Genomic DNA, 11,612 nt, shown 5'->3' with positions numbered 1-11,612 from the left:
ATATATCAGAAAATGAATCAACAGAAACAATAAGTCATTCATACCGTTAGGTATTGAATATAAAAAACAAAATATATCGGAGAGATATATTGACAAATTTCAAATATTGAGATAGGAGAAAAAACAGATGAAACTTTATTTTGGAAACATGGTAACAACAGTTACTACACTTATGAGTTTATCGCTGGTCGGGTTTGTAGGATATTCAATCAGTAGCAGAAGTAACATTAATTTCTGGGGCAGAAGGAGCCTGTTTGTTTTGGCATATGGTCTTGTTATATGCTGCTTTGCAGCCGCAAGAGACGGACTGGATAAAACAATTCAGTATACGATAGATGGAAGCTGTAATCCCGGTATATTTTCACTTGTGAGTGTTCCAAACATCGTTGGATGTGTCGGAGCTGCAATCATAATTATTGCAGCAATAGCAACACCAATTGCAAAGTCACAGCATATGCGTGAGATATGGTTTTATGTGATGTCCGGTGGAGTGATGCTAAAGATTGTAGTTATGGAGATTGCAAGAATTATACAGATGTTTTAGGAATGTTTTCATGAGAGTACACCACTATAGATAATAGAGACGTTATTATGAACAGATAGTCATTGACGTGATGATCAAATAAGGTCTTCCGTTAATCGGTCAATGGGTATATACTTATATTAACCGAATTGGTCAATGGAGGTAGCTTATGAATGATAAATTTTATGCATTGCCAGAAGAAAAACAATCGCAAATATTAAATGCTGCATATAAAGTATTTGCAACGAATCAATATAAAAAGGCACCAACCTCAGAAATTGCGGCAGAAGCCGGAATTTCCAAATCACTTTTGTTTCATTATTTTCATAACAAACTGGAGTTATATATTTTTCTATGGAATTATGCAGCGGATTTAACAAAAAAATATATATGTAAATATAAGGTATATAAAACAGATGATTTTTTTGAAATGATGCGTCGAGGTCTGATGGCTAAGGGTGCAATGATGAGAAAATACACATTTTTATCCCTGTTTTCCGTTAATTCATACTTTGAAACAGAGCCGGATATTCAATCCATCATCCAACCGGATGTACAGGATGCTGCCAAAACGACATTGGAAATGCTTCTGTCAATTTTGAATCTCGATTTCATCCGCAAGGATATAGAGTTTGCTCGTATATATAAAGAAATTCTGTATGCTTCAGAAGGAATGCTAAAGTCCTGGTACAGAGCAGGAAATTATGATGTAACTGTTTTTGAACGGGAATATCTGGAAATGATAAATCATTGGGAAATGGTTTATGGAAAGGGGAAGGAAAATGACAGAAAACAGTTATAAGACACCCTGTGGCTGCATCCATTATTTTGTAAATATAATAGATAAACAAAAAATTACATTAGTGTTTTTACCGGGACTTACGGCAGATCACCGGCTTTTTGAGAAGCAGACAGAATATTTTGAGAAGAAACAGAATGTGTTTGTATGGGATGCACCATCACATGCATTATCCAGACCATTTACGAATCATTACAGTCTGTCTGACATGGCAGAATGGCTTGATAAAATCTTAACAAAAGAAGAAATTTATAATCCCATCTTTATCGGTCAGTCTATGGGTGGATATCTGGCTCAAATGTATATGGAATTATATCCGGATAAGATAAAGGGCTTTATCTCCATTGATTCTGCACCTCTTCAAAAGTCTTATATGACTGCAATGGAAATATGGCTTCTTGAAAGAGCAGAGCCATTATACAAAATATATCCATGGAAAGCACTTCTTAGGGCTGGTTCAAGAGGGTGTGCAGAGACGGATTATGGTCAGAAGCTTATGCGAAAGATGATGATGTCCTATGATCCGGATCCTAAAGAATATGCAAGGCTTGCCGGTTTTGGTTACAGAATGCTTGTTGAGGCAATCAAAGCGGATCTGCCATATCATATCAGTTGCCCGGCACTTCTTATCTGTGGCGAAAAGGATAAAGCGGGTTCAGCCAAAAGCTACAATAAAAAATGGCATCGGAGAGAAGGTTTACCGATTAAATGGATAAAGAATGCCGGTCATAATTCCAATACGGACCAGCCGGATGAAGTAAACAGACTGATAGAAAAATTTATTAGCGAGCTAGATAGGAAAGGAGAGCCGGGATGAAATTAAGTGTACAGTGGATAAAAGTATTGTATGGAATTGCATTAATAGTTGTTGGAATAATATTGGCTGCTCTTCATTTCGTTGTGGCTGGAGATGGTATCAGAGATTTCATTTCCGGTATTATTGCAATTATATCGGTATTGGCAATATTAGTAGGAACTTATATGACGTCAAGTGGAATCAAAAACGGCAAATGAAAACTTTAGAGGACCGGGATATTATAATTGGTTGGTGTAAGACGAAATCCAGAGATATTGATGAAGCTATGTTAGATAGTGTAAAAGAAAAACGTCTTGAATAATCTAGGGTAAATCATTCCCCCCACAGAAAGGACATACCATGGATCTTCAAAAAAACATTCCCATTCAAATGATTCGTTCCAACAGAAGAACGATCGCCATTGAGATCACAAGAGACTGTCAGGTGCTGCTTCGTGTTCCGAATCGCATGAAGCAAAAAGATGTGCAGGCTTTTGTATCTGAAAAGTGGGCATGGATTGAGAAAAATTACCGGGAAATGCAGCAAAAAAGACAAAAGAGAGAAGATTTGTTTCAAACATATCAGTTGACGGATGATAGGATTCGGGAACTTGCAAAGAAGGCGTGCAAGATCATTCCGCAAAGAGTAGCATATTATGCTGAAAAAATGGGTGTGACATATGGACGAATCACAATACGTAATCAGAAGACAAGATGGGGGAGTTGTAGCAGTAAAGGCAATTTGAATTTTAATTGCATGCTGATGCTTGCACCTAAGGAAGTATTAGATTATGTGGTGATTCATGAATTATGTCATCGCAAGGAAATGAATCACTCTAAACGATTCTGGAAAGAAGTGGAAAAAGTGATGCCGGATTATGAAGTACACAAAAAATGGTTAAAAGACAACGGAAGCATTCTTTTAATAAGATAGATCCATTGCAAAAGAACTACAAGATGTTCAAGTAATAGTTACGATAACAAACGGATATCAAAGGTATCGTATTAATTAAAAAAATACTTAATGAAATAGAGAAAAAATTTTCAAAGAGGAATTGTCTTTTTTAGAGAATAGTAAATTCTTCATATAATAGAGGAATAACCGGCAGCGTGTTGACGTTGCCTTTTTTTAATATTGATTTGAAAAATGAAACAATATTTAGTATTATAAAGATAGCTGTAATCTCTAGCGTAGATAAAACAAAGGATAACATATAAATTGGATTAGGAGACAGGGAGTATGAAAGAAAGAGAAAAATGGATTGGTCTTTTTTGTGCCAGACTTTTTGAAGAAAATAATATTCGTTTTATTCAGGAATTGCAAAAGCAAGGTCAACGGGAAAATTATCGGATCATGATATTTTCGCTGGATACTTGTGTGGAAGAAGATACAGAAAATGTTCCGGCAGAATTAGAATTGATCCGGCTTTCGCAATATATTTCTCTTGATGCCGGAATTATTTTAGCGGAATCAATCAAGAATTATGTGTTACTTGAACATATTGCACGGATTATGCATGTAAAAGAAGTTCCTTGTTTTTGCATTGAGAGACAGATTGAAGGATGTTATTGTTTATTTCATACAGAAGAGACAGGGTTTGAACCAATGGTGCGTCATGTAATACAGGATCATGGTGCCAGAAAGATCAATATGCTTGCGGGATTCAAAAATAATCTTTATTCGCAAATGCGTATAGAGCAATATAAAAAGGTACTTGCTGAAAATGGCATTCCATTTGAAGAGGAACGTCTTGGATACGGTGATTTTTGGGATCGTCCTGCAAGAAGAGAAATGCAGCGTTTTCTCAATTCTAATCTGCCTATGCCGGATGCAATCGTTTGTGCGAATGATGCCATGGCGATCGTGGCTTGTGATATGTTACATGATGCAGGATACCGTGTGCCGGAAGATGTTATTGTGACCGGATATGATGGAATCAACGAAGGAAAAGTATATTCACCGGTATTATCAACTTGCATACCGGATAATGTGGGAGCAGCCTCTTTTATTTTCAGAGAGATTCATAAATTTATCAAAAATAAGGTTATTATTCCGCATTCCTATCAAATTGAGTATCGTGTTGAATTAAATCAGTCTTGCGGATGTTGTAAAAAGAGCCAGAATGACCATAATAAAGTGGTAGGAAAATTAAATGCAGATCTTGGGGACAGTGTATGGCATACGTTGGCAATGAATAATCTGATATCATCAGTTGTGCCGTTACATACAGTCAGAGAGATTGCGAAAATTCTTCCTGATACAGAATATATGTGGTGTGATCATTTGCGTTATGCCTGTGTAAAAGAAAACCTGATTTATGGAAAAGAAGATGGTACATTTCAGACAATGACAACGATCATGCGTGGCAGTCATGAAGAATTTACAAATACAGAGCATACATTTCATATTGATCATTGGCTGGATGAAATCAGATCGGAATTAGAAGATTGTACATTTCTTCTGCTTCGTGTATTAAATATTCAGGAAAGAGCATTTGGATATACAGCAGATGCTCTGGAAAAAATTGACAGAAGAGCGACGCAACGTTGTGACGAATTTTCTATGTTTTTATCGAATTCGATCAATATGGTATTGCAACAGCAAAAGTTAAATGAATTAAAAGAACATTTATTACAAGCAAATCATGAACTGGCAGAATTGTCAGAGCGGGATGCCATGACAGGGGTATATAATCGGAGAGGTTTTTTTATTCAATTTAATGAAATGCTTCAAAAAACAAAAAAGAAATATGTGGTTTTAATTTCAATTGATATGAACCGACTCAAATATATCAATGATACCTTTGGTCATGCAGAAGGAGATTTTGCAATCTGTTCTTTAGCAAAAGCGGTTGAAAGAATCGGTACGCAGGATGGTATCTGTGCCCGCTTTGGCGGAGATGAATTTGATTGTGTGTTTTTTACGGATGACAAAGCATTTTATACTGAAGAAAAAATACAAAAAGAGTTGCAAAATCATCTGGATGTGACAGACGGAATGCAAGAAAAAGAATATCCGGTTACAGCCAGCGTTGGTATGGCTGTCAAAGAAATCACAAAAGACTTTGCAATCGAAGATCTGATCAAAACAGCGGACAGACTGATGTATCAAAATAAAAAAGAAAATAAAAGATCCGGAGCAGATTATGGAAGAAAAAAAACAAACACAAAAAAAGGAAATATGTCAATATAGTAAACGTTGTGGAGGATGTGTTTTTCAGGGAATGTCCTATGAAGAACAATTGGAACAAAAACAAAAAACAGTAAAAAAATATTTGAAAAAATATGTAAAGCCGGATACGATTGTTGGAATGTATTATCCCTATCATTACCGGAACAAGGTTGCAGCCGCATTTGGACGATTACGCAATGGAACCTTTATTTCGGGAACTTATGAAGAGGGAACGCATCGTATTGTTCCAATCGAAAGCTGTATGATCGAAGATAAGAATGCGGACCGGATCATTGGTACGATCCGTGGACTTTTAAAATCATTTAAGATCAAAACATATGATGAAGATAGTGGATATGGACTTTTACGTCATGTATTGGTTCGTGTTGGGAAAAAAAGTAAAGAAGTTCTTGTTGTTTTGGTACTTGGTTCACCGGTTCTTCCCTCAAAGAAGAATTTTGTAAAAGCCCTGTGCGAAAAACATCCGGAAATTACAAGTATCGTGATCAATGTCAATGACCGCCAGACCAGTATGGTACTTGGAGAAAAAGAGCAGGTTATCTATGGAAAGGGATTTATTATAGATACGCTGTGCGGTCTGACTTTTAAAATTTCTCCAAAATCATTTTATCAGGTCAATCCGGTGCAGACAGAAACGTTATACAAGAAAGCAATCGAATATGCAGGGTTAACCGGAAAAGAACGTGTGATAGATGCCTATTCAGGAATTGGAACGATTGGTATGATCGCAGCGAAAGATGCGAAAGAAGTGATCAGTGTTGAGTCAAATACGGATGCGGTAGCAGATGCCCACTGGAATGCAAGACATAATAACATCAAAAATGTTCAATTTTATGAAGCAGATGCAGGACACTTTTTAACGCAGATGGCAAAAGATGGAGAAAAAGCTGATGTGATCTTTATGGATCCGCCAAGAAGTGGAAGTGATAAAGCATTTTTATCTGCGGTTGTCAATGTATCACCGAAAAGAATCGTTTATATTTCGTGTAATATTGAGACACTGGCAAGAGATTTAGAATATCTTACGAAAAAAGGATATTGTGTGAAAAAGGCATGTCCGGTGGATATGTTTCCGTGGACGGCACACGTGGAGACGGTTGTTAAATTATCCCTCAAAAAAGATACACCGAAAATTGAGGTGACAATGGAACCTGATGAAGAGAGCAATTACACACCAGAAGAAAAGGCTACCTATCAGAAGATTAAGGATTATGTGAAGGACAAGTATGGTGTGAATGTGCATACTTCTTATATTGCACAGGTGAAGCGGATGTGTGGTCTGGATATGGGCGAGAATTATAATAAGTCCAAGAAGGAAAATCCAGAAGTGAAGCAGCGTCCGCAGGAGAAGGTGGAGTATATTAAGGATGCATTGAGGTATTTTGGATTGATAGAATAGAACTAAGTAAAGTTTTGATACATTAGAGAAAAGAGAGGATTAAAAATGGCAAAAGTGATAACATTTATAAATATGAAGGGTGGAGTTGGAAAAACAACACTTGCTGTTAATGTTGCATATACATTATCTAAGGTTGAAGGAAAGAAGGTTATTCTTATTGATATGGACCCACAAATGAATGCAACGCAATATACACTTACTGAACCTCAAATGAATGAGATATTGGATGATAGAAATAAGTCAGTATATGGTTGTTTGTCACCAGATTACCAAGCTAATTCTGTTCTAAAAGGTTACGAACAAAGAAAAGAAAAAAAGTGGATTTTTAATGTTGATAATACATTTGACATAATTCCATCAAGTTTACATATAATGACATTAAATTTAGCTGCTGGTCCATATAAATTACGTCAGTATATACAGAACGAGTTATCAGAAAAATATGACATTGTAATTATTGATTGTCCTCCAACAATATCTGAATATACAAAAGTTTCTCTGCTTGCATCTGACATGTATTTAGTTCCAATGAAAGCGGAACCATTATCTGTTTTTGGTTTACCAATGTTGGAAAATTATGTGAAAGAAACTATTCAAGGGCAGTTTGAGCATGAAATAAAATTTGTAGGAATAGTATTAAATATGGTAATACCTTCAAGATTATTATATAAAAATAATAAGCCTATTATACAGAAAAAATGGAAATTGAAACTTTTTCAAAATGAGTTGAAACAGTGTGAAGATATAGTAAAGGGATTAGACCCTGAATTATCATCTGAAAAATATATTTTAGATATGAGTGATTTAATCATAGTGAATCAAATTAAGAATATAACAAAGGAATTGGTTCAGAAAGGAAGGTTGTAATTATGAAAAAAGAGACAAAGGATGCTCTATATTCTCTACTGGATTTAATGGATATGATAGGCAGTATTGATTTTATTGATATGGATATAAATAAAGCTAATAGTATTAGAAAAGAAGTTTTAGATGTTATCGGAGAAAAGAAAGAAGTAACTATTCTCGACAGTAGTACAGATGAGTTGTTGGGCATTTTACCGATGATTTTATTAGATAAAAATAAATTTCCTTCTGCAAAGGAAATACTAAAGTTTGCTGAAAAATGTTTGAATATTGAAATAAAAAATTATTGGTATAGACGCTCACGAGCAGAAGCAGCAGGAATTGTACTTAATGAGGTTTATATGCAGAGTCCAGAACAGTTTAATAACTTTTTAAAAGCATGGAATAAGTTTAATAGTGCATCAACTGGTTCTGGTCTAAATGATAAACAAATGACAGATGAAAAAGGTTTTATGGAGGCTTGGTTTGAGTTCTTTGATAGTTATAAGGGTGTTGAATAATGGTAATATTTGGGCATGAATTAGAAGAAGAATTTAATGCAGTAACGCAATTTATAAATGACAAGTATGGCATTATAATAAAATCTAAAGAGCAATTAGTTGATTTTACTCAAAAAGCATTAACATTTATGATGACAATTAAAGTTTGGAAAAAGCATTTGATGCCTTTTTTTCATCAGGTGCCAAAGACGGAAATGTATTTTCAAGAAATGTTATCAAATGCAGTTCATATTATCTTATTGGGAAATATTGATATGAAAATTCCAGCATTAATAATGTTAAGAAGAACTCAAGAACTAATATTGACGTTTATTTTTTATAGCGAACATCCTGTAGAATTATTTAAAAAAGAGATGGATGATAATTCAAGGACTGTTAGTGGTTTTAATGAATTGAAGGATTATATAAAAAATTATCCATATTCAATGAAGTATAATGTTGATGACGCTGAAGTGCAGGAAATAGCATCTAAGGTTATTGAAGATTGGACTAGACAATATAAAGAGTTATCTAATTTTGTTCATGGAACAAACAGTAATTTTTTCCAAAAGACAGAATACTTGGATGAATTTAAATTTATAAAAAAGGATGTGAACTTTTTAACAAAACAAGTAGAAGTGTTATCGAGTATTGTAAATACATTGCTTATAATTTTTTATTTTGAAGAATATATAAAATTCGATGAAACTACTGAAAAAAGTTTGATACGGAGTGCAATATCTAATAACATGGAATATAAAAAGAAAATAGTTGAAGTTTTAAAAGAAATATGATGTATATTCAAAACTTGTAAGTATTGACACCGCTTCGCCCATGACGATAAATCAAGGGTTGAGGTGGTGTCAAACAGCATACACAAATACCGGGACGTTCCATAAAGGAATATCCATAGATTTCGGGACTGTTTAGCAGTCCTTTTTTTGTAGTTTCAAAAAGTACACATTTCAGGACTAAGGAAGGAGCTAATATCATGAAGAGATATGGTTATCACAGAACAAGTACAAGAGAACAGCATTTAGACAGAGGCATCAAGGAGATTACAACCTATTGTGAGCAGAACAATCTGGAACTGGAAAAGATATTTAGTGTCTGCTGATTAAATCGTTTCCGATTCAAAATCAGCAGATTGATGTGTTAATAGTTCCAGCAGCCATAAAAGTATAAAAAGTATCTGTGACTGTATCTTGAACAGATTCGTCACAAATACGGATAACGCGATTGAAGTTAAGGTTGTGTCATAAAGTTTGGTTCTAATCAAGCCCATTCCATAGCATCGTTTGCTTAAACTGAAGACTCTTTCGACCTCTATTCGATCCGTGTTATCCTGATATTCCTGTTTTTTCTCTTTCGCTGACTGTTTTTCAAGACTTGGTCTCCCAAGTTTTGGACCGGATAATCGTATTCCATTGACTTTACAGTATTTTCTGTTTTCTCTGGTGCGATAAATCTGGTCTGCTAAGATACGTTCCGGATATTGACCGGTTCGTTCCCTAAAACGCTCTGTGGTTTCTTTCAACACTGTACTTTCGTTGTAGGCATCATAGGATATTTTTTCTATCCTGCCAAGCCCGTTATCATCAATGCTCAGATCAAACTTTGCCCCGAATTCTACCGGTGACTTCGTTTTTCCTCTGACAATTGGTCGGATCCATGGCTGTGTAATACTGACAATACGGTTGTCTACGCTATGGATCTTGTTCTGGTACATGTATTGTTGTTGCTCATACAGCTTATAGATTGTCAGCAGAAGGGGTATCTCTTTCGATGTCGGTGCATAACCGTCCTGCATGAAATTTTCAAGGTATCCGATGTCTCGCCTGATGAATGCTAGCTGTTTACGGATCGTTGCTCTGATTTTCTTAGTGCTGTGCTTTTTTGCTTTTGCAAGTGCAAGATAATTTTTTCTTGTCACTCTGCGGTACATACGAGGTCTGGAAAGTCCGTATGCTTTACAAAAACGAATGATAATTATTTCCAGTTTTTCTCTTGCTTCATTCAACAGCGAAAAATCCTGTGGATATCGGATATTCGATGGAGCGCAGGTGGTATCGATGATCAGAGTTCCTTTATTTTCAGTGGGTTGTTCCGGCTTGGTATCCGTTGCGTCACATCCTCCTGAAGGCGGATTCGTATGATCATCATCCTTTTTGTTGCTGGATTCCTTTTCTTTGACTGCTTCTAGCATATATTCATTTGCTTCCATGATAACGTCCATTTTCAGACGTTTGCGGAACAAAACTAAGGTACTTGCATCAATGGGCGGTTCTTCCTGATATCCTGGAAGACCGATGAAATACTGATAATATGGATTTTCAGTCAGCTGTTCAACCAGTTCTCTATCCGAATACTGATATTTCGTTTGGATAATCAGAGAGCAAAGGCAAGACGTAACGGCTTGGCTACCCGGCCATTTTTTCCTTTAAACAGGCGAGAATATTTCTTTTCAAAGATTTCCCATGGAATGGCATCTGCCATTTTTACCCATCTGTTTTCAGGGTTCATGTGAAGTCCTATTGGCTGATTGAAATTCAGGAAGTTGCTTTGTGTATTATCAGTATATTTGTACATTATTTTCCGCTCCATAAATGGTATTTTTCTATTGAAAACTGCACGAAAAAAGATTTTAGATCCGTTTAAACTGTGCACTTTATTATACCATCTTTGAGCAAAAAACTCAGCAAAATCAATGCTTTTAGGCTGATTTTCTTTTAATCAGCAGACACTATTTACTGACCAGCAGACAGGAAAGAATTTTAATCGTCCAAGATATCAGGTATTGAAAGAGGATGTATTAAGAGCAGGTGATGAGTTAATTATTACCGAGGTAGACAGGCTTGGCAGAAATAAGCAGGAGACTTTAAAGGAGTTGCAGTATTACAGGGATAATGGCATCCATGTAAAGATACTGGAACTTCCAACTACACTTATGGATTTATCAAAGTTGGATAATGCTATGGCTCGTATGCTGATGGAAACCATCAATAATATGCTTATAGAACTATATGCAGCTATGGCTCAGGCAGAGATTGAGAAGAAAGAGAAACGACAGCGTGCAGGTATAGATTCTAAAAAGGCTCGCGGTGAATGGGATGATTACGGCAGACCAGCAGTGATGCCGATTGATGAATTTTCAGAGCATTATCAGAAAGTGGTGTCAGGAGAAATCCGTCCGTTTGAACTGATGAAACAGCTTGGCATGAGTAAGAGTACATATTACAGATATATTAAGAAAATTTCTACAATGACGAGATTGTATAAGTAAATCGTTGATTTTGTTAGTGGGTAGGGTATTGAATCTAACATCATACGCCAAACAATGTAGAAAATGAGCAAATTTGATGCTTATGGAAGTGAAAATATGATATAACAACCTCATGATGACCATCATTTGAGAGAGGGTTTTCATGAGGTTTTAATAGTTCCCTCTAGCGTAGGGGAGTTGTCACCCACCTCCCAAGCTGATATGATAAGTATCAGAAGGACAGGTGATTGCTATGAGTTATAACAAATATCCAAAGGAAATGAAGGAAGCCATAATA

11 protein-coding genes and 2 pseudogenes are annotated in these 11,612 nt (G+C 35.7%); 12 read left to right on the top strand and 1 reads right to left on the bottom strand.

The features are described 5' to 3' along the window. Positions 1-127: 127 nt before the first annotated feature. The 11 genes from H8700_RS01535 to H8700_RS01485 all read left to right on the top strand — a co-directional run bounded on the left by H8700_RS01535 (position 128) and on the right by H8700_RS01485 (position 9,169). Positions 128-544: a hypothetical protein gene (locus tag H8700_RS01535; RefSeq protein ID WP_249302539.1), complete on the top strand. Its 417-nt coding sequence runs from the start codon at positions 128-130 to the stop codon at positions 542-544. Between the two features lie 148 nt (positions 545-692). After that, a complete protein-coding gene (locus H8700_RS01530) occupies positions 693-1,325 on the top strand; it encodes a TetR/AcrR family transcriptional regulator (protein ID WP_249302537.1) in 633 nt (210 codons plus the stop codon). Further along, positions 1,306-2,139, top strand: a complete 834-nt coding sequence (locus tag H8700_RS01525) for an alpha/beta fold hydrolase (RefSeq protein WP_249302535.1) — start codon at positions 1,306-1,308, stop codon at positions 2,137-2,139. Before H8700_RS01530 ends, H8700_RS01525 begins: the two co-directional genes overlap by 20 nt. Continuing rightward, the gene (locus H8700_RS01520; RefSeq protein ID WP_249302533.1) at positions 2,136-2,336 is read left to right on the top strand and encodes a hypothetical protein; all 201 of its coding nucleotides are present in this window, start codon (positions 2,136-2,138) and stop codon (positions 2,334-2,336) included. Before H8700_RS01525 ends, H8700_RS01520 begins: the two co-directional genes overlap by 4 nt. Before the next feature lie 142 nt (positions 2,337-2,478). Continuing rightward, positions 2,479-3,051, top strand: coding sequence for a M48 family metallopeptidase (locus tag H8700_RS01515; RefSeq protein WP_249302531.1), 573 nt, complete (start codon positions 2,479-2,481; stop codon positions 3,049-3,051). 306 nt (positions 3,052-3,357) lie between these two features. Next, a complete protein-coding gene (locus H8700_RS01510) occupies positions 3,358-5,310 on the top strand; it encodes a substrate-binding and GGDEF domain-containing protein (protein ID WP_249302529.1) in 1,953 nt (650 codons plus the stop codon). Further along, positions 5,264-6,709: a 23S rRNA (uracil(1939)-C(5))-methyltransferase RlmD gene (gene rlmD / locus H8700_RS01505; RefSeq protein WP_249302526.1), complete on the top strand. Its 1,446-nt coding sequence runs from the start codon at positions 5,264-5,266 to the stop codon at positions 6,707-6,709. The genes H8700_RS01510 and rlmD overlap by 47 nt, the downstream gene beginning before the upstream one ends. Before the next feature lie 45 nt (positions 6,710-6,754). Continuing rightward, a complete protein-coding gene (locus H8700_RS01500) occupies positions 6,755-7,576 on the top strand; it encodes a ParA family protein (RefSeq protein WP_249302524.1) in 822 nt (273 codons plus the stop codon). 2 nt (positions 7,577-7,578) lie between these two features. Continuing rightward, a complete protein-coding gene (locus H8700_RS01495; protein WP_249302522.1) occupies positions 7,579-8,073 on the top strand; it encodes a hypothetical protein in 495 nt (164 codons plus the stop codon). After that, a complete protein-coding gene (locus H8700_RS01490; protein ID WP_249302520.1) occupies positions 8,073-8,846 on the top strand; it encodes a hypothetical protein in 774 nt (257 codons plus the stop codon). Before H8700_RS01495 ends, H8700_RS01490 begins: the two co-directional genes overlap by 1 nt. A 197-nt stretch (positions 8,847-9,043) precedes the next feature. Further along, a complete protein-coding gene (locus H8700_RS01485) occupies positions 9,044-9,169 on the top strand; it encodes a recombinase family protein (RefSeq protein ID WP_330606262.1) in 126 nt (41 codons plus the stop codon). On the opposite strand, the pseudogene H8700_RS01480 reads toward H8700_RS01485, so the two are convergent. Beyond that, positions 9,170-10,641 (bottom strand): annotated as a pseudogene (locus H8700_RS01480) (IS5 family transposase). A 166-nt stretch (positions 10,642-10,807) separates the two neighbouring features. Here H8700_RS01480 and H8700_RS01470 point away from each other — a divergent pair. Further along, positions 10,808-11,335: pseudogene (locus H8700_RS01470) on the top strand (recombinase family protein); the annotation flags it as partial. Positions 11,336-11,612: the final 277 nt, after the last annotated feature.

Source organism: Jutongia hominis (assembly GCF_014384965.1).
Lineage (GTDB): Bacteria > Bacillota > Clostridia > Lachnospirales > Lachnospiraceae > Butyribacter > Butyribacter hominis.
Note: the sequence above shows the minus strand (reverse complement) of the source record. Positions and strands in the feature narration are given on the sequence as shown.

Bases quoted from the DNA above. Each gene is read 5' to 3' on its own strand.
- H8700_RS01535 (WP_249302539.1), top strand. From the start codon at position 128: ATGAAACTTTATTTTGGAAACATGGTAACAACAGTTACTACACTTATG.
- H8700_RS01530 (WP_249302537.1), top strand. From the start codon at position 693: ATGAATGATAAATTTTATGCATTGCCAGAAGAAAAACAATCGCAAATA.
- rlmD (WP_249302526.1), top strand. From the start codon at position 5,264: ATGGAAGAAAAAAAACAAACACAAAAAAAGGAAATATGTCAATATAGT.
- H8700_RS01490 (WP_249302520.1), top strand. From the start codon at position 8,073: ATGGTAATATTTGGGCATGAATTAGAAGAAGAATTTAATGCAGTAACG.
- H8700_RS01515 (WP_249302531.1), top strand. From the start codon at position 2,479: ATGGATCTTCAAAAAAACATTCCCATTCAAATGATTCGTTCCAACAGA.
- H8700_RS01495 (WP_249302522.1), top strand. From the start codon at position 7,579: ATGAAAAAAGAGACAAAGGATGCTCTATATTCTCTACTGGATTTAATG.
- H8700_RS01485 (WP_330606262.1), top strand. From the start codon at position 9,044: ATGAAGAGATATGGTTATCACAGAACAAGTACAAGAGAACAGCATTTA.
- H8700_RS01520 (WP_249302533.1), top strand. From the start codon at position 2,136: ATGAAATTAAGTGTACAGTGGATAAAAGTATTGTATGGAATTGCATTA.
- H8700_RS01510 (WP_249302529.1), top strand. From the start codon at position 3,358: ATGAAAGAAAGAGAAAAATGGATTGGTCTTTTTTGTGCCAGACTTTTT.
- H8700_RS01500 (WP_249302524.1), top strand. From the start codon at position 6,755: ATGGCAAAAGTGATAACATTTATAAATATGAAGGGTGGAGTTGGAAAA.
- H8700_RS01525 (WP_249302535.1), top strand. From the start codon at position 1,306: ATGACAGAAAACAGTTATAAGACACCCTGTGGCTGCATCCATTATTTT.